This window comes from Ignavibacteriota bacterium (genome assembly GCA_013285405.1).
In the GTDB taxonomy this organism is placed as follows: Bacteria; Bacteroidota; Ignavibacteria; order Ignavibacteriales; family Ignavibacteriaceae; genus IGN2.
The window spans coordinates 2,740,684-2,767,076 of record CP053446.1; the positions used below are offsets into that span (position 1 = coordinate 2,740,684).

Below are 26,393 nucleotides of genomic sequence, written 5' to 3' on the forward strand. Positions count from 1 at the left end.
GTTTTTTAAATTATTAGTTAATTATTGAAGTTACATTACAATTCTTTGTATAAATTGTATTAGAAACTTGCTGCACAATAATAGAATAAAATTATTAGCTTGTCGTAAAAATTTAGTTCAATAAATAGTAAAATTGATTCATCCGGTTTGAAATTAAATCAAACGAGGAAGTTGATTGATAGGTTATGTTATCGAGTTAGCATATTCAGAAGGAAGAATGCCGAATCTTTTTTGAAAACATTTTGAAAAATATGCTGGGGTACTGAATCCTGTTTCAAATGCAATTTCGGAAATATTGCCGTGTTTATTTGAAAGTAATTTTAATGCTCTATTCAATCGATAATTCTTTATGAAGTCATTTGGAGATTGTCCGGTTAGTGCGATAATCTTTCTATATAGTTGTGCTTTGCTTAAACCAATTTTTTTACCGAAATCAACAACATTAAAATCTTCATCATTCCAGACTTTCTCAATTAACTCCATTAATGAATTTAAAAATTTTTCTTCAACCGGATTTGTTATCCTCACCAAATTCTTTTTGGACATTGTTTCTTTTCGAACAAATTCATTTTTAAAATCATTTGATAATACAATATTATTTTCCTTTGCAATTTCACTTAATCTTTTTGCAAGTAACACCGTTTCGCCAAAAAAATCATTTCCATTTGTAAATGGATAACCACTGCTTAAACCAATTGATGCCAAAACTTCACAGCCTTTCAACTTGTTGTTTATTTCACTGATTCTTTTTTGAATTTTCAATGCGCAGTTGATAGATTTTGAAATTGAAGTGAAGGAAGCCATAATTCCATCGTGATTAATTTTCACTTCGGTGCCATCAAACTCATTTAAAGCTGGTCTGATTACATTATTCAGTATCGCACTTATTTCGGTTTTTTCATTTGTCGATAATTTTGATTTTGTAATTATTCTTTTACAGTCTATAAATAAAATGATGCGGAATGCAGTTTCGTTTATGAATTGTTCAGTATGATTAACCTTTGCAGGATCGGCAATTCTGCCAAGAAAAAATTCAACTACATTACTTTGAACCTCGATGATCTGATTTGGAATAAGTCCATGAGAATTTCTGTGCATTTCCTCAACTGCTTCTTTATTCGGAGCTTCTATCAGGCAGAATGCAATTCGCTTTCCTTCTTCGTACCAATAGGTTAGTGCCTTACACTTGAATTGTTTCTGAATTTTTAGATCCATTTGATGTGCTTCAGCAACCGACTTGGCAGTTGCATTCAGTCCGATGTGACGATCCATAAATAACGGCATTAAACCTTCCAGCATTTTATAGTAATCAGAATAATACTTGTGTCCTCAGAATGGTTAGTTAAACTATAAAAAAGGAATTGAATGAAAACTAAAAATTTATTTTAATATCGGCAAATGCAGTTAGATAGTAACAAACTAAAACTTCCCAATAAATCAACTGCTATGGTTGAGTATTTGTTCGTTTTAGTTTTCTTACAATTTTTTTACTCAGAAAGATTAGTAAAACGATTGCAATTAATCCTGCAATCACCGGAAGAATTATTGCAAGTAAAGACAATCCGAATGAAGATCCTGCTTCTATCGTAGAGACAATCGGATTTGCTAAACCACCCGTTGTTACGGTAGAAGTCGCACGAGTCAATGTTGTTCCGCTTTGAACAATTCCTGCAGCACCGCTTCCTGCAATTATGGCTAACGCCCATTTTGCTAATGGTGGTAATCCACTTACAACAGCTATCATTAAAATTGCACCAGCAATAAATGCTGCTGGTGTTGCAATTGAATCCAGCAAATTGTCAAACCACGGAATGTAGTAAGCAGCTATTTCGAAAATAGTCGCAGCGCCGAATGCAAAAAGAGCAGGATATGTTCCTATCCATTCAAATGAAGGTGATAGTGGTAAGTAACCGGAAATTGAAGCTATGCTTGCAACAAAAAACGGAACAAAAATTCTGAATCCTGTTGCAGCGCTAAGTCCGATTCCTAAAAGTATTGAGGCGATTGTTTCCAAATAGTCAATTGTGTTAAAAGTTTTACAAAAATTACATTTATTATTTAAGAATGGTTTTGAGCTTTTCAACCTGGTATTTCCCGTAAACAGGCTGTACTATTTGTAACCCTTTCTCAAATGGCTTTCCGATTTTGAAACCTAAATCTTTCAGAAGTGATTGAATTTTCTTCAGTTCAATTTTACCTTTTACAACCAATCGAATCTCGTAACCTTGTTTATATGCTTGTCCCTCTTTCTTGCGACGAGTTTTATCAGGCAAACGGAAATAGTATCTTCCATTAATTAATTTTATAAAGTCATTTTTCAGCGAAGATTTCATTATTGCAATACCTTTAATTTTTTTTAAATGACTATGTAAAAGATAACCATTCTATGAAATATTCAAACAGTCAATCAAGTTTGAATTTTGTTAATCCTCTTTCAACAGAAATGTAAAAAATAATCAAATATTTTATTTTACAATATTTACATCGTGAAGTACAGGAGCTCTACCATGTATTAAAGGATTTATATATTCAATTTTGCAATTCAAAATAAACATCGACAACCATCCAAATATTTAACAATTAAATCTTTTATCTTTGTATCAGAATTAAATTATTATTCTTTGGACATAAATTGAAAATACACAGTAACCATCCAGTAATCAGCGTAGATGAAATTGTTCGTCCAACAAGAGTTGAAGTGGATCTGAAAATTCTTGCAGAAAATTTCAAAGCAATTAAAACTCATGTAGGAAATACTAAAGTTATGCCCGTTCTTAAAGCAAATGCTTACGGACATGGTCTTGTTCGAATTGCACAACTTTATGAAGAACTTAAAGCTGATTATCTTGGAGTTGCTGTTGTTGAAGAGGGAATTTTGCTTCGTGAGATAGGAATTAAAATTCCAATTCTCGTTTTAGGTGGTGTGTGGGGAAATCAGATTCCATTATTTTTAAAAAACAATCTTGCAATAACAGCCTCTTCAATAGATAAGTTGAAACAGATTGATGAAACTTCTGCTCAGATGAAAACCAAAGCTGTTGTTCATTTGAAAATTGATACTGGAATGGAAAGAGTTGGAGTTCATTATTACAATGCAGAAAAATTTTTAGAAACAGCTCATTCATTAAAAAATATTATTGTTGAGGGAATTTACTCCCACTTTGCAACTGCTGAATCTGATGACCTGACTTTCGCAAAACTTCAGTTCGAAAGATTTAGTGAAGTGCTAAATTATTTTAATAAGCATTCCATTGAACCAACAATCAAACATATTTCAAACTCAGGTGCAATTCTGCAATTGCCAAACGCGAATCTTGATATGGTTCGACCGGGAATAATGTTGTTTGGTGTTTATCCATCGAAGAATATTCAAAAAACAATTTCTGTAAAACCTGCACTTACCTGGAAATCATTAGTTGTTTATTTCAAAGTGATAAAAGCGGGAAATTCTGTTGGTTATGGTTTAACATTCAAATCAAACCATAACATTCGCGCAGTTACTGTTCCTGTTGGATATGGTGATGGATATTTCAGAAGTATGTCACACAAAGCAAAAGTTTTATTGAACGGAAAACTTTATCCTGTGATTGGAAATATTTCAATGGATCAGATTGTTGTGAATATTGAAAATGATTCTGCGTACAATGGTGATGAAGTTATTCTACTTGGAAGCGATGGAAAAAATTTAATCACTGCTGAATACCTTGCTGAATGGGCGGGAACAATTCCTTATGAAATTCTTACCAACATTAACACTCGAGTTCCAAGAATTTATTTGGAGTAAGATAAAATTTATAGAAAGCAGATGACACAGACCTGCCTTGCCGTCAAGCAGGTTGAATCGATCTGCGCTGATCAGCTAAATCGACGATATCAGTGTACAATTCTTTTATACTTTCCCGATCACAACTGTCCACGATCTGATTTCCCACTTTGTTATCAATCCATTTTTAACATACGGATCTTTCCTGATGAATTCTTCAATTAAAGATTTATCATCAACTTTAAAAATTAACAATGCCTTATCCGGTGGATCACTGAAAGCACCCGCAAGAATCAATTCACCTTTTTCGTTTGATTCACTTGCAAGTTTCAGATGCTCTTCACGGAATTGTGTTCGTCTTGTCAAATAATCATCAACAAGATGATAGATGAGTGCGTAATAGTTCATAAAATTTTTCCTTTTATTTTTTGAATATAAAGTTAACTGATGCATGTTTTGAATTCAAATATTTGATCAAGTATAACTTTGTGTCTTCGAGACTTTGTGACAAAATTTTCTCTTATGCCACAAAGACACAAAGTCACGAATTTTTTTTTAATTCTATAGTGATACCCCTATTTTTACAACCAAAATTATTAGTCATCGGAGGGAAAATTGAAGTCACTTGCTTCACGTATATTCAACAAATCACTTGATTACATCGAAAGAACTGGGAACAAGCTACCCCATCCTGCAACGTTGTTTGCATTGATAGCAGTCATTGTTGCAATCGCCTCGATGATCGGAAGTTGGGTAGGACTCACTGCTATTCATCCCGCTGATGGATCTGTTATTAAAGTTCAAAACTTACTTAACGGAGATGGACTCAGATGGATTTATGAAAATGTAGTTCACAACTTCGTAAACTTTCCTCCGCTTGGATATGTGCTTGCAGTAATGATTGGAATTGGTGTATGTGAAGGTTCAGGACTTTTTAATGCGGGGATTCGCGCTCTTGTTTTGAAAGCTCCGAAAAGATTAATAACAATGTCAGTCGTTTTAGCCGGAGTTTTATCCCACGTTGCTTCCGAAGCCGGATATGTAATTCTTATTCCTCTTGGTGCTATAATATTTTATGCGTTGGGAAGACATCCGATGGCAGGGCTTGCAGCAGCTTTCTGTGGTGTAAGTGGTGGATTCGGTGCAAACTTTTTAATTGGTTCAATCGATCCTGTTCTTGCAGGACTTTCTCAATCTGCTGCTCAGATAATTGATCCATCGATGAAAATAAATGCTGCAGTAACTTTTTATTTCAGTTTCGTATCCGGTTTTTTGATTGTGATACTTGGAACACTAGTGACAGAAAAAATTGTCGAACCGCGTTTGAAAAAGTATGAAGGTAGTGCAGAAAAAATTCCTGTTGAAGAAATTACTCCTCTCGAAAAGAAAGGATTGATGTGGGCTGGGATCTGGTTATTTGTTCTTCTTGCTGCATTAGCATTTACTGTCATTCCTGAAAATGGGCTGTTCAGAAATCCTGAGACGAAAGAAGTTCTCCACTCACCATTCTTTGATGGAATTATTACAGGCATAATTATTTTCTTTTTTATCCCGGGACTTGTTTATGGAATCGTTACCAAAACAATAAAGAACGATACTGAAATGATGAAACACATCATCAAGTCAATGAGCACTCTGGCAACTTATGTTGTGCTTGTATTTTTTGCAGCACAGTTTGTTTACTTCTTCCGTTACAGCAACCTCGGACTCATCATTGCAATTGACGGTGCAGAATTTTTAAAGAGCATTGGCTTTACAGGAATTACTTTGATCGTTTCTTTCGTGATTGTTTCTGCATTTATAAATTTGTTCATGGGAAGCGCGTCTGCAAAGTGGGCAATTATGGCTCCGGTTTTTGTGCCGATGTTTATGCTTCTCGATTATCATCCTGCATTAACACAGGCAGCTTTCAGAATAGGGGATTCGGTTACAAATCTAATCACACCGATGATGAGCTACTTTGCACTCATTGTTGCTTTTGCACAGAAGTATGATGAAAAATACGGAATAGGCACAATCATTTCTACGATGATTCCTTACACTGTTGTCTTCCTGGTATTCTGGATTGTGCTTTTAATTATCTGGATGCTTCTCGGTTTGCCTTTAGGTCCGGATGGACCGTTGTATTTGGTGAAATAAGTGTAGTGTTTTGTCCAATTACAATTTTATAAATAATTGAACTCACCCTCATCCCTCTCTTAAAAAGAGAGGGACTTCTTCCAGGTAAATCTTTAGATTAAAATTTCCGACAGAATATTTGTTGGAACGAAATCACTAACAATAATCCCTTCTCTGATTAAGAGAAGGGTAGGGATGAGTTTAAACTACCTTTATTACCTGATGGACCGCTGTATTTGGTGAAGTGAATGAATTATTAAATGCCAGGTTATTAATCAAGAATGAAATCTTTATAATATTTTTTAATCTCTAGTATGCACTCCTCCATTCTTAATTTATAGTAAGGACGAGTTTTCTTTTTTAATCTTGCACCAGCACAAAGCAGTTTATAGACAATGTGAAATTCAGGATTCCTCAAAGCAATCTCTAATGGTCCGAAATCATCATAGTAGGATGCATTTACGTCCACGCCATTTTGAATCAGATAGTCAATTATCTCCAATTTTGATGTTCTGATTGCTTCACTCAATGCTGACCCAAACTGCTGATCAAGATAATTTATATCTCCACCGGCTTTAATTCTTTCCTTTAATAGTTCAAGATTACCGGAACGCGCTGCAAAGATTGTTAATTGATGTATTGAAAACTCTGTCATAATTTAAAAAATTGTTTGACTTACGAGTAATATAATAAACTCCATCATTTTCAAATATGGATGCTTCTCGGTTTGCCATTAGGACCGGATGGACCGTTGTACTTGGTGAAATAAGTGTAGTGTTTTGTCTAATTATAATTTTATAAATAATTGAACTCACCCTAATCCCTCCCTGCCTTTGCCGGCAGGCAGGTCTTACAAAGAGAGGGACTTCTTTTAAGAATATCTTTAATAAAAAAATCCTGTCAGAATATTTGTTGGAACGAAATCACTAACAATAATCCCTTCTCTGATTAAGAGAAGGGTACGGGATGAGTTTAAACTACCTTTATTACCGGATGGACCGTTGTATTTGGTGAAGTGAGTATGCGTTTATCTACGACTTATCACATCGTTAAACTTTATAAAGAATTATTAATTGATCACGGTTAGGACAAGGATACAGGATCCTTAACTATCTTTATCAGATGATTTATTAATTCCCCCAGCACTCTCCTCATCGCTCTCAGCGATAATATCCTCAATTCTTCTCGTTTGCTTAGATTTAATTGTGAAAAGTTCCTTTTGAAGAGCTAAGTTTTTATTCCCTGCCCTTAACTTTTGTTCTCGAAGCAATGCTATTTGTTTGTCAAGGCGAACGTTTTTTCTTTTAAGTATTTTAATCTCTGCTTCAAGGCGATTACACTTTTCGTTAAGAGATTCTTTTGCTCTTTTATTCATAAAAATCCTAATGAGAATTATTAAAAATTAAGAAATTCGTAGAATTTATTGCTTGTTAAAATTGGCTTTATTGTCTCGACGTATGAGTCTAACAATAATGAACTATCTATGTTCACATCCATAAATTTTTTATGTTTTTCACGTTCCAAAAAACTTGCCTGAAAAAGTGTTTTGATCGGTACGAACCCAATGAATAGTTTAAATATCTTTATACCATCTTTCGATTGGGATACTAAAATTTTCAATCCATCATCAAACTTCATTTGGCAAAAGCACTGATTTGGATTCCCAGACGAAAGATTATTGTACTTAATTATTTCAGCCATCGCACTCCCAGTTAAATTTAGTTATATTGAAATTATTAATGCTTCTTAAAAGGAGCCATTAAAATATTACCAACGATTTCTAATACAGGTAAAACTTTCAAAATGAATCTAATGATAAAAACCATTATCGCATATTTCCAATTCAATAGAATTAATGAAAGAGCTAGTAACCAGTTTAACCAGTATAAATATGCAACCCATTTCGGCAAAGATCGTTCATTTATTCCTTCTCTTTGTGCTTGGATAATCCTTATATCAAAAGTTTCTATTGCCGAAGTAAAAAAATAAATAATCGTGATGACAATTATGTAAAGTGAATCAATGGGAGTATTGAACCATTCCATTTTATATAAACAATCTTAAATTTAAAATATATAAACCTAATTAGTTAAGAATCATTCAAATACGCTTAAAGCATTATTTCAAAATTTGTTTTTGTAGAATAATTCATTTATCAACATTTAAAACTTAAGCCAAATTTACAAAAGCTTCAATTGACCCGTCTATTTCCATTGTATTCGGCTTTAAATAACACCATATTTGTGCCTCATTTTTTAAGGATTAAAAAGAAGAAAACCATTGAAAAAGATAAGAAACATAGCCATAATAGCCCACGTTGACCACGGTAAGACTACTTTAGTTGACCAGCTTCTTAAGCAAAGCAACGTATTCAGAAAAAACCAGGTCGTGCAGGACTGCTTCCTCGATTCAAACGACCTCGAACGTGAAAGAGGAATTACAATCCTAGCAAAGAACATCAGCATTCCCTACAAAGATGTAAAAATTAATTTGATTGATACACCGGGACACGCAGACTTCGGTGGTGAAGTTGAACGTGTTCTTAAAATGGCAGACGGAGTTCTGCTTTTAGTAGATGCATTTGAAGGACCAATGCCTCAGACAAGATTCGTACTTGAAAAAGCTCTTCATCTTCATTTAAAACCGATTGTTGTGATAAACAAAATTGACAGACCGGATAACCGTCCTCAGGAAGTGCTGAATGAAATTTATGATCTATTCATTGATCTCGGTGCTGATGAAACACAGCTTGAATTTCCTGTAATTTATGCGAGCGGAAGAAACGGCTGGGCTGTAAAAAATCTGAAAGATGAAAGAAAAGATCTTGTTCCTCTTCTTGAAAAGATTGTTAAAAAAATTCCTTCACCGAAGGTTGAAGACGGAACTGTTCAGATGCAGATAACTTCACTTGATTACAATGACTATGTTGGACGAATTGGTGTTGGAAGAGTTTTTCGCGGAACACTTAGGAAAACAGATCAGCTTTGCATTATAAAAAGAAATGGTGACATTCATCCAATCAGCATCAAACAGCTTTTTGTGTTTGAAGGAATTGAACGAACAGAAGTTGACGAAGTTATTTCGGGAGATATTTGTGCAATTGTTGGTGTTGAAGATATTGATATCGGTGATACAATTTCAGATGCAGAAAATCCTGATCCACTTTCAATCATCGATATTGATGAACCAACAATCAGTATGAACTTCACCGTAAATAATTCTCCTTTTTACGGAAAGGAAGGGAAGTATGTTACATCACGACATCTTCGTGACAGACTTTTCAAAGAGCTCGAGAAAAATGTTGCCATGCGTTTGGAAGAAACCGGTTCACCGGATACTCACAAAGTTTCAGGAAGAGGCTTGCTTCATCTTTCAATTCTTATCGAAAATATGAGACGTGAAGGATATGAGTTTGCTGTTGGTCCGCCGAAAGTTATTTATAAAGAAATTGATGGAAAGAAAGCTGAGCCAATTGAAATTCTTGTTGTTGATGTTCCAAACGATATGACAGGAAAAGTTATTGAACTTGTCGGACAAAGACGAGGAGTGATGACAAAGATGGAACAGAAGGGAAGTCTGACAACTCTTGAATTCCATATTCCTTCAAGAGGATTAATGGGATTGAGAAACCGATTGCTGACCGTTACTTCCGGTGAAGGAATTATGCATCATCGTTTTTACCAGTATGAATTTTTTAAAGGATCAATTACTCAAAGATCTAATGGAGTTTTGATATCAATGCATGAAGGACAATCAACTTCGTACGCAATTGATTCGCTACAAGATCGTGGAGAATTTTTTATCAATCCGGGAGATGTTGTTTATCGCGGACAAATTGTCGGCGAATATAATAAAGACAATGATATTGAGGTTCATGTTCAAAGAGGAAAGAAGCTTACGAATATGAGAGCTTCAGGTTCTGACAAAGCTGCGAAGATTGCACCCGCAATAAAATTTTCATTGGAAGAATCGCTTGAGTATATAAAAGATGATGAGCTTGTTGAAGTAACACCAAAATCAATCCGGATGCGAAAACTTCATCTCGATCCTAATGAAAGGAGAAGATATAATCTAAAGGATGCGTGATTATTCGTACAACTGCCCGGTGTTGGAGGATTCGTGGCTGATGCAATTTTTGTTTGCTACTAATTCAGGAATATAGATGTATAACTGTTCAAATTATTGTTCGATGAGACCAAATGAAAATATCATTCGGGCAGAAATTCCATAAAAAACAGAAATCTCTTCATTGATTAAGTCTTTAGAAATAAAAGGTGAGAGAACCAGAATAAATCTTGGGAGTATGGTGGAACCCAGATTAAATCCAACAGAAATCATTCTCGTATCGATAGGTTTTGAATTCTGAGGTACGTTTGCTGGCGCAACTGAATTAAATCCATATAACAGTTCTATTGCACCCATCCAAAAGAATGATTGCGACTTAATAAAAGTTGGGTAGAACCCCGCACCAACTAAAAAACCAGAAGAATTCATTTTTGCGTTATTATAGTTTTCCTCTATACTCCCTGCTTGATAACCTAGCAAAAATTTTATATTGAGGGTAGGATTGTGTCTCTTCAAATTAAAGGCAAAATGAAATGTAGTTGATGATGATTTAGTTTTACCATTTATATCAACTGTTCCAGTCGAGAATTGCAAACTTAAATCTATTGTACCAATAAAGGTAATAACTCCTTCAACGCTTGAAGATTTAGATATATCGTTAGCAGAATATGTATACGCCGCACCGATACCCAAGTTATTACCAGTCATAAATTCACTTTGACTATAAGTAAGAGAATAAAATATTAAAAGCATGAAGATAGATTTCATTTTAATACCCGCTAAATAAAAAATTAATTTAATCAGAATTATAATTAATTTATTGTGCGGTTCCTCAACTTCATTAAGGAATTATTCGTGAATTCGAGGCTAGTTATTGTCTGCCAAGAATGCACGAATTATTTTCTAATTCTTTTTCCATTCAGGAAATCTTCCCGGTGTAAATGGTGCACCAGATTGCTCGAGCACATCTTCAACTTGTTTTATACTCAAATCAATTGACAGTAATGAAGCTGAAATTTCATCGAACTTACTGGCTGCAATATCATAAGAAGTAATAAATGTATTTGTCGGAGCCGCAGTTGTACTCCACAAAGCACCTGTAATTAATTCTACTCTTTGTTTTACTGAAGTTGGTGTTGCACCTTCATATCTTGTCCTCAACTGATCTCCGTTTAATTCGCGATTTAATTCTCTCAAATCAGATTCAATATTAATTATAGTTGTATAAGTATCTTCAGGAACTCCGGATGTTTCAATTGAAGCTTTTTTCAGATATACAAGTTTATCAACAAGTTCTTGTCGATAAGCATCCAATCCTGCTATTGCTCTCGTAAGTTCTGCAACTTTTTTATTGAAAACATCAAGAGCTTGTTTATCCTGAGCTGGAATGGAAGTATTATTCAATGGTACACAATTAAATTCTTTTGCAGAAACAAGCTCAGTAAATTTTCCATCCTGAAATTTAGAAAGTGAAACAAAATATTTCCCGGGAACTACCATAAATCCTTTATCCGGTTCAGACCACGGAACAGAGTCATCAAATGGTTCTAATGATATTGGAGTTACCGGAGAATATCTGAAATTCCAGACGATTCTGTTTACGCCTTTGTTAGCATCAGTTTTTATTTTATGAACAACATTGCCAGTTGCATCTGTAATTGTGAAGAGCAGATAAGATGCCGGTTCTTCCTGTTCATTCATCAAAGTTGTATATGATGGATATTTTACATCTTCACCTTTTTTCTGTTTTTCTTTTTCTTCATCTCTTCTTTTTTCTTTAAGCGATTTGAATTCATCTTTTAAATAATATGTGAACACTGCACCAACTTCTGGATTCGGTGCCGAATAAAAACTCGCACCCATAAATGCTACGCCTCTGAAACCTAGTGGGTTTGATTGAATGAACATCAATGCGTCTTTGATTGGAAAAATTTCTGCTTCCTTTTGTAAAGTTTCTTTTGACATATATCTGAGTGGTGAATAATCATCAAGAATATAAACTCCTCTTCCGAAAGTTGAAACAACAAGATCACTTTCCCTTTTTTGAATTTGAAGATCCATCACGCAAGCCGGAGGCATTCCATTATCAAATTTTATCCATTCATTTCCACCATCATTTGAAAAGTAAACTCCGAAGAGTGTTCCAAGAAATAATAAATTTTTATCAGCGTGATCTTCAGCAATTGAAAATGTACTGCCGGGTTCCGGAAGATTATTACTAATCGCAAACCAACTCTTTCCACCATCATTTGTCTTATAGATATATGGTTTATAATCACCACCGATATAATTATGACAAGCTGCGTAAGCAACATTCACATCAAAATTTGATGCGATGATGTGATGAATTCTTGTGTATTCAGGTAAACCTGGTGTTGATGCTGTCGTCCAGTTTGTTCCTCCATTTGTAGTGAAGTGAATTAGTCCATCCGCAGAACCTACAAATAAAATTTTTTCATCAATCGGCGATTCTGCGATAGTTACAATCTGTGCCAAAGAACTTTTTTTTGCAAGCTGGTCAATGCTCCAGCTTTGTCCCATCAACTTTTGCATTTCTTCCGGAACTCCTCTTGTTAAGTCAGGACTAATTTCTTTCCAAGTATTTCCCTGATCATCACTTCGTAAAAGTTTGTTTCCGCCAAAATATAATCTGTGATTATCGTGACTTGAAATTACAAACCCTGCATCCCAATCGAATCGGTAGGCTGAATCAGCAAAATCCTGAGGCTGTATAAAAAGATTTTCTCCACTTCGTTTATCGAATCGAACGAGTCCGCCAAATTGTGATTGCGAATAAATTATATTCGGATCTTTCCAGTCAACCTGAGTTTCAAAACCATCACCGGCATTTGTGAACAACCAATCGCTATTCACTATTCCTGCTGAGCTAATTGTTCGTGATGGTCCACCAAGACTATTATTATCCTGAGTCCCGATATAAACATTATAAAATGGTTCTGCGTTGTCTGTTGTTACTTTGTAAATTTCTGCAATTGGAATATTGGGTTTAAAATCCCAATTTTTTGCTCTATCGAAAGTTTCATAAACCCCTCCATCGCAACCGGCAAGAATGTGTTTATTATTTTGTGGATCAATCCAGAGTGCATGATTATCAACATGCTTTTTATCATCGCCGAGATTTTTCCAAGTTTTACCACCATCGATTGTAACCTGGAGGAAAGTATCATTGCTATAAACTCTTTCCAATTCAATCGGATCACAAATTAATTCATGATAATAAAATGGTGCACTTGCATTGTAGCTGCTTTGTTTTGTCCAACTTGCACCACGATCAGTACTTTTGTAAACACCTTTATCTTTGTCAGTTGCTTCAATTATTGCACAAAGATAATCAGGATTAACAGGAGATATCGCCATTCCGATTCTTCCAACATCTAATGAAGGCAATCCGCTTTTTAATTTTTCCCAGGTCATACCGAAATCAATACTGCGATAAATTCCACTTTCAGGACCACCATAAACTCCAGTGTATAAATTTCTCATTCGTTGATGAGCAACTGCATACAAAATATTTGAGAATCGTGGATCCATGTGAACCTGATAACAACCGGTGTACTCACTAATGTTTAAAACTTTTGCCCACGCTTTTCCACCATCAACAGTTTTATAAATTCCTCTTTGTCCGCCAGAATTTCTTGATGAACCATAAGCTGCAACGTAAACTATTTGTGAATTATTCGGATCGATTACAATTCCTCCGATCTGGTCAGAACTATCGAGTCCCATATTCTTCCAGCTTTTTCCACCGTCTTCACTTTTATAAACTCCATCACCAAAAATCACATTATTCTGATTATTGTTTTCACCGGTTCCAACCCAAACAACATTTGGATTTGTTGGATCGATTGTAACACACCCGATTGCATAAGATTTATTAGCATCGAAGATTGGTGAAAAAGTTATTCCACTGTTTGTAGTTTTCCATAAAGAACCATGACCGGAAGCAACATAATATTCACTGTGATTAAATGGGTTCACAGCAATATCAACAACTCTTCCACCTGTCACAGCAGGTCCGATACTTCTAAACGAAAGTCCTGCAAGAGAAATATTTTTTAGTGAATCTGGTTCAGATTTTTCCTGACCGAAAGTGATTGATGAAAGTGTGAATAGAATTGTCAGGACAAAAATGGTTAATGATTTTTGCATTATAATACTCCAACAATATGCTTGAATGGTTGTATGAATGTATGATTGTATGAAAATTTGTTAAATAAACTGCGATAAATTAAGGGATAATGTAGTTGAATTACAATCTTTTGAAGAAAGATTTTGATGGGTGGGGATTTATGTCTGTCAAACGAACAAATACTTCTTTCACCCTTTTAAGTTGCGAATGTTATTACTGAATTAATAAGAAATGCTCAACATTATAATTTCTTGCGGATTGAAATTTATCATATTATCATAATCGGAGTGCGAACCAATCCAGAACCAGATTATTTCATCTTTTTGAACTACTCCTAATGCCCGATAACTTCTTGAAATTCTAATAGAAAAAATTTGTTGTTTGGAATGAATTTGTTTAAAGTGTAAACTTGGATGAGATGATTCTATCTGGAATAATTTAAATACTCTCTTTGCCTTCTTCTTAACATCAACTGGAAGTAAATCATAACTCTTCCAGAAATTTTCATTCGTCCTCGAAATCAAAGCTTTTTTGTGTCTAGTTGATTTGTTTTCCCATTTTCATATTGTTCAATTGTTTCTTTAACAAGGATATCCAAAACATCTTCAGATTCAGAAAAACTTTTTTTCCATTTTCTTTCGCTCTCAAGTTCTTCCAAAAGCCATTTAGCTATAATATTTTGTTGATCTTCAGAAAGTTCAGCAGCTTTTCGAAATGCCTTTTCTAATAATTTTGTCATTTTATTTTCTTAATAATTTTCCTTTTATAAATATAACTTTATGCTTTCTTTTATGCAATCAACTAATATTGAAGATAGTTAATTTGTCCAAAAAGCTATGATTGAGGTTTTGCGGATTGGGGAGGAAGGTTTCAGATTCCGGATCAATCCGGCAGTTGCCGGATCGTCCGGAATGACATTTTTTATTTAATTATTTTCTTTTCTCTTAAAACAGTTTCAATTGTATTCTGACCAATTTCCTGCAGTTCGTAATTAACTCGTGTGTATGGTTTATTAATTTTTATATATCTGCTCAAATCAATCGGAGTTCCAATCACGACTGAATCACATTCGGTTCTGTTAATTGTGGTTTCCAGATCTTTCATCTGTGCTTTCCCATATCCCATCGCCGGCAGAAGTGTTCCGATATTAGGATATTTTTTGAAAGTATCCGAAATCGTTTTAACAGTATAAGGTCGAGGATCTACAATTTCCATCGCACCAAGTTTTTGTGCTGCGATTGTTCCGGCACCGTATTTCATTTCTCCGTGAGTTAACGTCGGACCATCTTCAACTACAAGAACTTTCTTTCCTTTGATTACAGATGGCTTATCTACAGTAATTGGTGAAGCTGCTTCAATAATTGTTGCGTTCGGATTTATCATCTTTGTGTTTGCGATTACTTCGAGTATGTCATCGTTATCAGCCGAATCAATTTTATTTATTACCGCAGCATCAGCCATTCTTAATGAAGTGTTACCGGGATAATAATAAAGTTCATGTCCCGGTCTGTGAGGATCTACAACAGTGAAGGTTACATCAGCTTTGTAAAATGAGAAATCATTATTTCCACCATCCCAAAGAATTACATCTGCTTCCTTTTCTGCTTCACGAAGAATTGCTTCATAGTCAACTCCTGCATAAATAACCCCACCACGAGCTACGTGTGGTTCATATTCTTCAATTTCTTCGATTGTACATTTATGTTTTTTCAGATCTGCGTAAGTTGCAAAACGTTGAACTTTTTGAGTTGCGAGATCACCGTAAGGCATTGGGTGCCGGATTGCTACAACTTTTTTTCCGGCTTCAGTTAAAACATTAACCACTTTTCTTGAAGTCTGAGATTTCCCGGCACCGGTTCTTACTGCTAAAACAGCAACAACTGGTTTCTTACTTTTTACCTGAGTTTCTGCTGCACCAAGAAGTCTGAAGGAAACTCCGGCAGCATTTACGACTGATGCCTTTGCCATTACATAATCGAATGGAACATCTGAATATGAAAAAACAACTTCATCTACTTTCAAATCTTTAATTAATTTTTCAAGATATTTTTCTTCATAAATTTTTATCCCTTTCGGATAAAGTTTTCCTGAAAGTTGTCTCGGATAAGTCCTTCCTTCGATATTTGGAATTTGAGTTGCAGTGAAAGCAACAACGTTGTATGATCTGTTGTTTCTGAAAAACACATTAAAGTTGTGGAAGTCGCGACCAGCCGCACCCATAATCAGAACATTTTTGCGGGCCATAAAAATTCTCCTTCGGTTTGTTGATTTGATTAAATCTTATAAAATCATTGTCAAATTTAAGGCTTTTTAGCGAGAAAATAAGCTTTTTTTAAGTAACTTGAATAAAGAACTACTCATCACTAATTGAGTATTTTTGAATTAAATGTGGTTTCGGTTTATTTTCAAACTGATTTTCTTAAACCAGTTTCACACCACACCAGAAAATTGATTATTATTTAGAGATATTATTTAATCCCGGAAACCGATATCTGAATTAGTGAATCTATCATTCAGTCTGTTTAAAAATCAATATCTTTGTATCTGTAAAATCGAATTATCAATGAGAGAGGAACAACAATGAAAAAGTTTGCTATTATTACTTTCTTTACTACACTTCTAACTTCATCAGCAATAAGTCAGGAATTCGAAAATTTCAACAAATATTTCCTTGATGAAACAATGAGAATAGATTATTTCCATGTTGGTGAAGCAAAAGATGAATTTATTACACTTGATCAGATTTATAAATACGGTATATGGGCTGGAAGCAGGGTTCATCTTATTGATAACATGAATCTTGGCAGATATTGTGTTAAGATTTATGATGCCGCTTCTGGTGAATTAATTTATTCAAAAGGATTTGACAGTTACTTTGGCGAATATAAAACCAGCAGTGATGGAATGGCAGGAATTAAAAAAACCTTTCAGGAATCTGCTGTCATTCCTTATCCAAAGAGTAAAATAATTTTTTCTATTGAAAGAAGAGATAAGGAACAGAATTTGTTTGAATTTTTCAGAAGAGAAATTGATCCTGCTGATATAATGATAGTCAGAGATAAAATAAAAGATAAGATGGTAAAAGTTTATAGCGCTGATTCAAACGGTGATCCGCATAGTCGGGTTGATGTTGTGATACTTGGTGAAGGTTATACTCAGGACGAGAAAAGTAAATTTGAAAAGGATCTAAAATATTTTACTGATGTTTTTTTTAAGATGGAACCTTATAAATCGAACCAGGATAAATTTAATATTCATGGGGTTTACAAACCTTCGGAAGACAGCGGAATTGATGAACCACCAGCAGATCAATATGCGAATACAGTACTTAGTTGTACATTTAATTCGATGGGTTCCGAAAGATATATCCTGACTGAGGACAATAAAGCTGTTAGAGATTTAGCAGCTCACGCTCCGTACGATGCAATTTATATAATGGTAAATCATCCCCGTTACGGCGGTGGTGGAATTTATAATTTCTTCTGTACGTTTACCACTGACAATCAATTCAGAGATTATTTGTTCCTCCACGAGTTTGGTCATTCATTTTCGGGACTTGCTGATGAGTATTATACTTCGGATGTTCAGTATAATGATTTTTATCCGCTGGCAATTGAACCTCTCGAACCGAATGTAACTGCATTACTCAATCCACCATCTGTGAAGTGGAATGAATTTCTTTCACCCGGAATCGAAATTCCGACCCCATGGGACAAAGCCAAATACGACTCTATGGATTACAAATGGCAGGCAGAGCGAAGAGAGATGAACAAACGAACCGCTCAATTGAAAAGAGAACGGCAGTCACCCGAAATAATAAAAGCAGCAGAGGATGCCTACGCGAGAAAGGACAAAGAGCATTCGCAACTTGTTGATTCGTATTTAAAGAAAAATTCATACTATGGTAAAGTTGGCGCTTTTGAAGGAGCCGGATATGTTGCATCCGGAATGTACCGCCCGATGCTGGATTGTATTATGTTTTCAAAAGGTGAACGACCATTCTGTAAAGTTTGTGAAGCGCATATTATTAAAGTAATTGAGCAGTACACCGAATGAGAAACTCAGATTAAGATTATGAGTAAGAGAAAGAGCAAGATTTAGTTTCAATCTTACTCTTACTCGTAATCTTTCTCTTACTCTATCTTATCAATACCATCCCTGCCTGCCGGCAGGTTCTTTGTGCTTAATCATTTGAGTAGAATCATTTTCTTCGTCTCCGAAGACTCGCCAGCTTTTAGTTGATAAAAATAAATTCCATCGGAAAGCCTCACCCCGTCCCTCTCCGAAGGAGAGGGCAGAACGATTTTTCAAACTTCATTTTATTAAAACTAATTTCTTAGTATCACTAAATCTCTGTCCTGAGCCTGTCGAAGGATCACGTGCAGTTAATCTGTAAAAGTAAACTCCACCAGAAAGACTGCTACCATCAAATTCTATTTCATATACACCAGATTGCTTTTCTTCATTTACAAGTACTTTCACTTCCCTTCCTAAAATATCGTAAACTCGTAATTGCACTAAAGTCCCTCCTTTGGAGGGATTTAGGGATGCCGGTATTGTATATTTTATTTTTGTGCTTGGATTAAAAGGGTTGGGGTAGTTTTGAAAAAGAGCAAAGTTTGAGGGTAACTTATTAGTCTCATTTATAAAGACCGGACTATCAACTTCATCGGCTCCTTTATAGGGTGAAATGAGATGCCTTAATTCACCATCTATATCAGTTGTAATTCCACTAATAGGAATTCCAATTAACAAACTGTCTCCAATAGAACCGCCAGTTAAATGCAAATCGGTATCAGAAACAAAATTTACATCCGTACTCACTGAATTCGGATCTCGATTACTCAAAATTTTCCATTCCTCGATATTTGAAGCATAAGTGTTTATCCACTTCCCGATATAATTATTTGGCGGAGTTACATAGTGATTATTGTAGTCATAATCTGCTGAATAATAAGGATCATTAGAATCAATAGCCAAATGTATTCCATTACCTGATGTATTCACTCTATTATTTACAAGAATGTTATTGAGTAAATACCATGGTGGGTACAAAGAAGGATTTTCAGTCAAAGTCCAATCCCTTTTAAGGCAACTACTACCCTCAGAACTTTCACAATTTCCAAAAATATTAATTGAATTATAATAGAAAAAATAACCAATAAATAATTCTCCCTTTAAATAAATTCCAGTAATAGATGATTGTTCATTACCTGAAAGAGAAATAAAATTATTGTCAACAACTCCGCCCCAACCTCTCGGAATCTTTATCCCATATACATCATTTGAATTTAATTCACTTGAAATCAAATTATAGATTTTACACTTACTTATTGTCACATGCCTAGCGTAGCAATTAATTCCCGATAATGAATTACTTGATACTTCAAATTCATTGTGTATAATATTCCCGATTAGCGACGAATTATCTGCAATGTGAATTTCTATTCCGGCTTTTTTGAAATTTTTAATTTCACAATTTATTACAGTATGATGAGAACCACCCTGACCACTTTGGAAATCATTAAAAATTTTTATCCCAAACGAAGGTAAGTTATTATCATAATTTGCAATTAGACAATTTGCTAAAGTGTTATTAGTATTATTGTAAGGTTTAAATGAAACTACACCATCTGTTGAACTTGTATCGCTGCCAAGAATGTTACAATACATAATAGTATTAAAATGAGTGCTATCAAGGAAAAGAATTGTACTGGAACTTAAAGATGTATTTATAAGTGATATTTCCTTTTCTTCACCAATTCCACCCGGCCTGCCATCAATTGTTGTAAAAGTAGCATTCTGAAAAGTAAAGATTATTGTATTGCTGATGAGATTAATATTTGTTGCATTTTGAGCTGGACGAATAGTAATAATATTATTCTGTGAACTTCCATTTATAAAAGGAATCTCTATAGGAAAAATTTCATTTGTGGCATTGTATGTATTTAATAATTCTAAAATTGTAGGAGAGCTAATCGATTGATTCTCTAATGATTGAATCGCTTCTGTTATAGTAAGAAAATCACCACTTAATCCAATTGATAAATTGGTCGGAAATGTATTTTCAATGATAACTAATTTCGGATCTGTGAGTAAAGAATCTGGATATATAGGTGGTCCGGTTAAATCAATTTTATAACAATTCCCGTCAACCAAGTTGCCAGCAGTTGCTTCAGCAGAAATATCATAAGCTAACCAGTAATAATTGGTTGCATTATTAATCAGATAAGCACCTGTTATATTATTGATTTCAAATAATCCTGATGGGTTTGTGTATGTTTCTCCTATTTGATGATTGTTGCTAAAATAAGGTGATGAACCCGTGGAAAATAATTTGACATTTACAATATCATTTAGATTGGTAGTCCCGTAAGTATTGAAATAAAATTTTAATACTTGTGGTGGAGTCAAAGCTCCTCCATCATGACTTGGAATTATAATAGCAATAATTTTCTGATTTTGATTTCCAACAAAAACACTATCTGGAGTTTGGTACAATTTTGACCCATAATAGTGATATTGTTGAGGTACAAAGCTAAGAGTCAGATTTTCCGGTAAAAGAGAAAGGTCGTAGTTATAATTGTTGGCAGTTGTAGTTGATACTGTAAAATTATAAATAAACTGCATCGGCGTAACACTAATGAAATTTCCGGTACCGCCAATATGATTATTCATTCCAACTGAAAATTGAGAACCAGACGAAGTTCCAGGCCCATACATGAAATCGATTGTTCCATCCAATTCCCAAATCCTCACCTGAAAACTTTTCCTTAATGGGCTACCATCATACCAAGTTAAGTCTTTCCATTGAATGACAAATATTCTTGCAGGATATTCTCCGATGGTTTCATATCTTATCTCACTTTGTGAGTCAGCATACAAATCACTCCATAAGGGGCAAATCAAGGGTTTCTTTACAGTACTCTCAAGTTCATTAAATGCACCAGGACCGGTGTAAGTTTGTCCCATCTCAATCCAACCATTAACAGAAATTCTAGCAGTTGAATACGTAATCCCCATGTATTCAAAAGGAAATGGAAGATTTATATTCTCCGCTCCATCGTTTCCAATTGCAGTACTAATTGTGCCGTCTGTAAGCTCAGAATAATTACCATACGCAGTAGGAATAAACATGTAACCTAAATAGGTGGCTTGCGCGATTGACTCTGAATTAATTATACCTATTATGAATACTGATAGATAGTTTAAAGTTCTCATTTCTATCGCCGTTTTTTTACAAACTAAATAATTATTCTTTTTAAAGATTTTCGTTTACTCTATCTTATCAATACCATCTTTCTTGTTTGAACAAAAGTGCCTGCTTGAAATTGATAAAAATAAATTCCATCGGAAAGCCTCACCCCCGTCCCTCTCCGAAGGAGAGGGCAGAACGATTTTTCAAACTTCATTTTATTAAAACTAATTTCTTAGTTTCACTAAATCTCTGTCCTGAGCCTGTCGAAGGATCACGTGCAGTTAATCTGTAAAAGTAAACTCCACCAGAAAGACTGCTGCCATCAAATTCTATTTCATATACACCAGATTGCTTTTCTTCATTTACAAGTACTTTCACTTCCCTTCCTAAAATATCGTAAACTCGTAATTGCACTAAAGTCCCTCCTTTGAAGGGATTTAGGGAGGCCGGTATTGTAAATTTTATTTTTGTTGTTGGATTAAACGGATTGGGATAATTTTGAGATAGAGAAAACTCAGTCGGCAAATCCATTTCGTCTTCAACATTATTCGGAATTGTGATAGTGAAAAAATTATTAGATTCATCATACGCACAAGGAAAATATCCTACTCTGATTAAACAACTATCTGAATCTATTTGAGGAACTTGCCAGCTAAAACTATTATAAGGGGATGGTAAGTTATCGCTAATAACTGACCAGTTCATTCCTGCATCAGATGAATACCACAATTTTCCTGGAGGTAAAAAACTATTTGTCCATGTAATTAGAAAATTTTCACCGCTAATTAATGTTTCTCCACCGTTAGGTGATACAACTTGATATGTTGGCCAGGAGAGAGGTCCGTCATATTGAACACCTAAGATAATTTTATCAAGCGAGTCGATGTAATAAGTTGCCGGATTCCCGAAATCAATTGTTTGCAAAGTGTGTCCTGAATATGGATTAATAAATGTTACAGAATATATCATTTGCCAATCCCAAATAATTTCTATCGAGTAACCTGATTCAATATCAACTAAATATTCATGATAATCAGGTCGTCCACAACCAAACCGAAAATCTTTCTTCGTATAAATGGAAGTATCTGAAGGCAATTGAAATCGAACTCCAAAAGTTCCTGGAACCTGAGGAACGATCACTTCACCAAGTGTAGGATCCAGACTATCAGTTGCAAAAGAATCATAACCCAAAATTAACGTATCGGGTGTGATTCCCAATTCTAAAAAAATGAATGGTGATTCAAAATGTACAGGATTTTGCGAAAGTATTTTTGTCGAAATAAAAATTACAATCAGGATAATCTTTTTCATTATCAATCTCTGGATTTTTTCTGCAAACTAAATAATTATTTCAACCAAAAGCAAGGATTAGAGTAATTTTGTTTATTTTTCGCCCAGAATGAAAACAAAACTTGACATCGCAAAAAGCTGGCTTCACAGATACACCGGAACGAAGATAGATGAGTTTGGCGATTATATGCTGCTCACAAACTTTGCAGACTATGTTGAAAAATTTGCAAAAAAATTTAATACAGAAATCAAAGGCACCGGGAGACCTATGCAGACAGCTACAAACTCAGATGGTCTTTCAATAATTAATTTTGGTATTGGGTCAGCAAATGCTGCAACAATAATGGATCTGCTTTCTGCCCGCGCACCTAAAGGTGTTTTGTTTCTTGGTAAATGCGGCGGACTTAAAAGATCAACTGAGCTTGGACATTTTATTCTTCCAACTGCAGCAATCAGAGGCGAAGGAACAAGCAACGATTACAAACCACCAGAGGTTCCTGCACTTCCATCTTTTAAGCTGCATAAATTTGTTTCTGATAAAATTGTTCAAAGAGGTTTTGAATACAGAACCGGTGTTGTTTATACAACCAACCGGCGGCTTTGGGAATGGGATGATGAGTTTAAAAATTATTTGCGCAAACTTTCCACAATTGCAATTGATATGGAAACTGCAACTCTCTTTATTGTCGGATTGGTAAATGAAATTCCACGCGGTGCTTTGCTTTTAGTATCTGATATTCCAATGCTTCCCGAAGGTGTGAAAACTGAAGAATCAGATAAAGAGGTAACTCTAAAATATTCTGACGTTCATCTTGAAATTGGTATCGAAGCAATGACAGAAATCGGCGAAAAGGGTGAACACATTAAACATTTTACATTTTAAGTTACAGTACCTGCTGAGATCTTTTCTGCAGATCGCTCGCTTTTTTAATGTATCGTTCAACAAACCAGCATAAACATAACCATACTAATCCCAAAGACCATCCGGCAACTACATCTTTTAGTGAATGAATTCCTGGTAGTATTCTGCTGATTCCAATTAAAATTATTAGAACAACCCCTGATATAATAGTCAATCTTTTTGTTTTACTTGAATGTTGTCTTCTGGAAATCGTAACAGCGAGTGTCAGATAGAAGATTGTTCCCATCATTGCATGCCCGCTTGGCAATTTATATTCAGTTGCATTGAAAAAATCGAATTGCTCTGACTGAACATCCGGGGCAAAAAAATATTTCGCAATGAGCAAAATCAAGCCGCCTCCAACTATAATAAAAACTAACCTCCATAATCTTTTTGATTGTTTGCGCAGGTTGTAGTAGATAAGAATAATTGTCATGAATGTTAATAAGACTGGTAATCCTGCGAGTGCAGCTACATCACGATTTATACCGATGAACCATTCGGGACCATACCAGAGGCTCCATTTATTTGTATATCCAAGCTGTCTCAAAAGATAATGTGATACGTAAGTTGAAAGCGTATCTAAAAAACCTAATGCAGTTAAAACAAAAATTATTAGGCTGAGTGCAAATATGAATAAGGCTTTAAAACTGGTTTGTTTCTCAGGTTTTTCGTCGAATGCGCGCAAATTTTCGAGATATGATTGATTTTCAAGATTCATTTTTTAAGTTGATTTTTTGGAACTCAAAAATAAAAAAATAACAGTAATAATCTCAGATAATTCTTCAATTAAAGTTGGTAAATATTTGTTGATGTATCGAATGAAATTCAAGAAGAATATTCCGTGATTTATGGTAATTAAAAAGGTACATTATTTAATAAAATTATTTTTAAAGTTTGTTAAGTTGTAATCTGAGATATAATGAAATCAGTATTAAGATGAATATTTATATCGCTTTTACAACTTTTTATGTTATGAATTATCTGAAAGGAAAAAAAATGTTACGAATGCTCATCCCTTTATTAATGATATTAATATTATTTATCAGTTGTTCTACAGAACCAAAATTATCAGATGGATTTGGCTATTTACCGGAAACGGTTTCACCGGGAGAAGAAGTTACAATTTTTTATAATCCGGATAGCACAATACTTGCCGGAGAAGATAGTATTCAATGTTTAGCTTACCTTTTTAACAAAGATCTGATTAATACCGTTGATGTAACTTTAAAAGCTGAAAAAAAATATCTGAAAGGTACAGTTCAAACAAATGACAGCACATTTGGATTGATATTAAAATTTAAATCAGATGATCTGACCGATAATAATCAAAAAGCTGGTTATGTTATTTATTTGACAGACAAAAACGGGAAGCAGCTTCCTGGAAGTTTAGCCGGCTATGCAGTGGCAATTAACAGTTGGGGTGCGTACTATCTTGATTTAGACAGGAATAAGGATAAAGCACTTCAATTATTTGATGAAGAATTTAAAAATAATCCTGATCAGAAAAATAATTTCCTCCAGCCATATTTTAATGTTGTTTATGCTGTAAAGAATAAAGATAGTGATGTAATTATTAACGATGATTTAGCTAATCTGGGAAAAAAAGAAAATAAAACTGAAGAAGATTATACTGTATTAGCTGCATGGTATTCAAAACTTGGCGAAGATAAAAAAGCAATAGAATATGAAAAAATTATTTCGGAAAAATATCCGCTGTCTGAATATATTCAGTCAAAGAAATATTCTGAATTCAGACAACTCGTTGATGTAAATGATAAAATAAATTTTCTAAAAGAATTCGAAAAAAATTATCCTGAAAGTCAATACATAGAACCGATGTATGATATAATTACAAACTATTACAGGGATACAAAAGATTACAAAAAAGCTTTTGATTTTCTTACCGAAAATCAAAATAAAGTCAGCACATTCAGATTTTATTCAGTTGCTGATCGAATGTTAAAAGAAGATGCTGATTATGATCTCGCTTTTCAAATAATTAATCTTGGTGAGCTTAGGAACAGAGAAGAAGTTACATCACCAAAAGGTGAAAAACCGAAATACTATTCTGAATCTGAGTGGCTTCAGGATAGGAGATATATGCTCGGACTGACACTTTTTGTTGAAGCGCAACTGCTTAACAAAATGGGCGATGAACACAATGAATGTCTTGCTTTATCTGAAGAAGCTGTAAATCTTACAAGAGGAAGAGAAACTGATATCAATATATTCTATGCAAAGATATTGGTTAAAGATGGCGAGTATGATAAAGCTATTTCGAAGATTGGTGAGTTTTATAAAACTGGTTTTTCATCTCCGAAGATGAAAGAGTATTTACTCGAAGCATATATTGGTCAAAAGGGAAGTGATGCCGGCTTTGAAGATTTTGCAGCAAAGTTTGAAAGCGCTGGTAATGAAAAGCTGAATCAAAAATTAAAAAAAGATTTGATATCTGAACCAGCACCAGACTTCACTTTGCTTGATGTGGATGGCAGAAAAATTTCACTTTCTGAATTGAAAGGAAAAGTTGTTGTGTTAGATTTTTGGGCAACGTGGTGTGGACCTTGTCTTGCAAGTTTTCCTGGAATGAAAAAAGCTGTTGAGATTTATCAGGATGATTCAAACGTAAAATTTTTATTTGTTAATACCTGGGAAAGAGTAGATAACGTAAAACAAAATGCGATTGATTTCATTAAAAAAAATAATTATCCATTTCATGTTTTACTCGATGATAAAAACGAGGTGATAGAAAAATATAAAGTAAGTGGAATCCCGACGAAGTTTATTATCGATAAAAATAGTAACATAAGATTTATGAATGTTGGATTCGAAGGTTCGGATGATCAATTAGTTTCAGAATTGTCAGCAATGATTTCGATGGTTCAGTAGGAATTAAAAACAGAAG

The 26,393-nt window shown here is 34.4% G+C and carries 22 protein-coding genes; 6 read left to right on the top strand and 16 right to left on the bottom strand.

The features are described from left to right. Window positions 1-183 precede the first annotated feature (183 nt). From HND39_12030 to HND39_12040, 3 genes are all read right to left on the bottom strand, one after another. Entirely contained in the window at window positions 184-1,284 is a 1,101-nt protein-coding gene (locus tag HND39_12030; protein QKJ96947.1) for a DUF4242 domain-containing protein, read from the bottom strand. Window positions 1,285-1,444: 160 nt separating this feature from the next. Beyond that, window positions 1,445-2,014, bottom strand: a complete 570-nt coding sequence (locus tag HND39_12035) for a DUF4126 domain-containing protein (protein ID QKJ97992.1) — start codon at window positions 2,012-2,014, stop codon at window positions 1,445-1,447. Window positions 2,015-2,054: 40 nt separating this feature from the next. After that, window positions 2,055-2,333 (bottom strand): hypothetical protein, encoded by a 279-nt coding sequence (locus HND39_12040; GenBank protein QKJ96948.1) that lies wholly within the window; start codon window positions 2,331-2,333, stop codon window positions 2,055-2,057. A 299-nt stretch (window positions 2,334-2,632) separates the two neighbouring features. Here HND39_12040 and alr point away from each other — a divergent pair, with 299 nt between their 5' ends. Further along, entirely contained in the window at window positions 2,633-3,784 is a 1,152-nt protein-coding gene (gene alr / locus HND39_12045; protein QKJ96949.1) for an alanine racemase, read from the top strand. 105 nt (window positions 3,785-3,889) lie between these two features. Here alr and HND39_12050 read toward each other — a convergent pair whose 3' ends face one another. Further along, window positions 3,890-4,171 carry a YciI family protein gene (locus HND39_12050; GenBank protein QKJ96950.1) on the bottom strand — a complete coding sequence of 94 codons (282 nt, stop codon included), beginning with the start codon at window positions 4,169-4,171 and terminating at the stop codon, window positions 3,890-3,892. Between the two features lie 207 nt (window positions 4,172-4,378). On the opposite strand from HND39_12050, the gene HND39_12055 reads away from it, so the two are divergent. Then, window positions 4,379-5,902 (top strand): AbgT family transporter, encoded by a 1,524-nt coding sequence (locus tag HND39_12055; GenBank protein QKJ96951.1) that lies wholly within the window; start codon window positions 4,379-4,381, stop codon window positions 5,900-5,902. Between the two features lie 250 nt (window positions 5,903-6,152). Here HND39_12055 and HND39_12060 read toward each other — a convergent pair whose 3' ends face one another. The 4 genes from HND39_12060 to HND39_12075 form a co-directional block, all read right to left on the bottom strand. Next, the gene (locus tag HND39_12060) at window positions 6,153-6,536 is read right to left on the bottom strand and encodes a hypothetical protein (GenBank protein QKJ96952.1); all 384 of its coding nucleotides are present in this window, start codon (window positions 6,534-6,536) and stop codon (window positions 6,153-6,155) included. A 450-nt stretch (window positions 6,537-6,986) separates the two neighbouring features. After that, on the bottom strand, window positions 6,987-7,256 hold the full coding sequence (locus HND39_12065) for a hypothetical protein (protein QKJ96953.1): 270 nt from the start codon (window positions 7,254-7,256) through the stop codon (window positions 6,987-6,989). Between the two features lie 20 nt (window positions 7,257-7,276). After that, window positions 7,277-7,582: a hypothetical protein gene (locus HND39_12070; protein QKJ96954.1), complete on the bottom strand. Its 306-nt coding sequence runs from the start codon at window positions 7,580-7,582 to the stop codon at window positions 7,277-7,279. A gap of 35 nt (window positions 7,583-7,617) precedes the next feature. Further along, a complete protein-coding gene (locus HND39_12075) occupies window positions 7,618-7,926 on the bottom strand; it encodes a hypothetical protein (protein ID QKJ96955.1) in 309 nt (102 codons plus the stop codon). A 235-nt stretch (window positions 7,927-8,161) separates the two neighbouring features. Here HND39_12075 and typA point away from each other — a divergent pair, with 235 nt between their 5' ends. Then, a complete protein-coding gene (typA, locus tag HND39_12080; protein ID QKJ96956.1) occupies window positions 8,162-9,967 on the top strand; it encodes a translational GTPase TypA in 1,806 nt (601 codons plus the stop codon). A 93-nt stretch (window positions 9,968-10,060) separates the two neighbouring features. On the opposite strand, the gene HND39_12085 is transcribed toward typA, so the two are convergent. The 5 genes from HND39_12085 to HND39_12105 form a co-directional block, all read right to left on the bottom strand. Beyond that, a complete protein-coding gene (locus HND39_12085; protein ID QKJ96957.1) occupies window positions 10,061-10,714 on the bottom strand; it encodes a hypothetical protein in 654 nt (217 codons plus the stop codon). 135 nt (window positions 10,715-10,849) lie between these two features. Then, a complete protein-coding gene (locus HND39_12090) occupies window positions 10,850-14,116 on the bottom strand; it encodes a glycosyl hydrolase (protein QKJ96958.1) in 3,267 nt (1,088 codons plus the stop codon). A 201-nt stretch (window positions 14,117-14,317) separates the two neighbouring features. Next, window positions 14,318-14,620 (bottom strand): hypothetical protein, encoded by a 303-nt coding sequence (locus HND39_12095; protein QKJ96959.1) that lies wholly within the window; start codon window positions 14,618-14,620, stop codon window positions 14,318-14,320. Beyond that, the gene (locus tag HND39_12100; GenBank protein QKJ96960.1) at window positions 14,617-14,835 is read right to left on the bottom strand and encodes a hypothetical protein; all 219 of its coding nucleotides are present in this window, start codon (window positions 14,833-14,835) and stop codon (window positions 14,617-14,619) included. The genes HND39_12095 and HND39_12100 overlap by 4 nt, the downstream gene beginning before the upstream one ends. Window positions 14,836-15,017: 182 nt before the next feature. Continuing rightward, window positions 15,018-16,340 (bottom strand): GTPase, encoded by a 1,323-nt coding sequence (locus HND39_12105; GenBank protein ID QKJ96961.1) that lies wholly within the window; start codon window positions 16,338-16,340, stop codon window positions 15,018-15,020. Window positions 16,341-16,676: 336 nt separating this feature from the next. On the opposite strand from HND39_12105, the gene HND39_12110 reads away from it, so the two are divergent. Then, entirely contained in the window at window positions 16,677-18,152 is a 1,476-nt protein-coding gene (locus tag HND39_12110) for a peptidase M64 (protein ID QKJ96962.1), read from the top strand. 258 nt (window positions 18,153-18,410) lie between these two features. Here the strand turns inward: HND39_12110 and HND39_12115 are convergent, their stop codons facing one another. Both HND39_12115 and HND39_12120 read right to left on the bottom strand, forming a co-directional pair. Continuing rightward, window positions 18,411-21,317: a T9SS type A sorting domain-containing protein gene (locus HND39_12115; GenBank protein ID QKJ96963.1), complete on the bottom strand. Its 2,907-nt coding sequence runs from the start codon at window positions 21,315-21,317 to the stop codon at window positions 18,411-18,413. Window positions 21,318-21,504: 187 nt separating this feature from the next. Further along, window positions 21,505-21,999, bottom strand: coding sequence for a T9SS type A sorting domain-containing protein (locus HND39_12120; GenBank protein ID QKJ97993.1), 495 nt, complete (start codon window positions 21,997-21,999; stop codon window positions 21,505-21,507). Between the two features lie 694 nt (window positions 22,000-22,693). Between HND39_12120 and HND39_12125 the strand changes: the two genes are divergently transcribed. Continuing rightward, the gene (locus HND39_12125) at window positions 22,694-23,467 is read left to right on the top strand and encodes an AMP nucleosidase (protein QKJ96964.1); all 774 of its coding nucleotides are present in this window, start codon (window positions 22,694-22,696) and stop codon (window positions 23,465-23,467) included. A 1-nt stretch (window position 23,468) separates the two neighbouring features. On the opposite strand, the gene HND39_12130 is transcribed toward HND39_12125, so the two are convergent. Further along, window positions 23,469-24,206, bottom strand: a complete 738-nt coding sequence (locus HND39_12130) for a phosphatase PAP2 family protein (protein QKJ96965.1) — start codon at window positions 24,204-24,206, stop codon at window positions 23,469-23,471. A gap of 218 nt (window positions 24,207-24,424) precedes the next feature. On the opposite strand from HND39_12130, the gene HND39_12135 reads away from it, so the two are divergent. Beyond that, on the top strand, window positions 24,425-26,377 hold the full coding sequence (locus HND39_12135) for a TlpA family protein disulfide reductase (protein ID QKJ96966.1): 1,953 nt from the start codon (window positions 24,425-24,427) through the stop codon (window positions 26,375-26,377). Window positions 26,378-26,393: the final 16 nt, after the last annotated feature.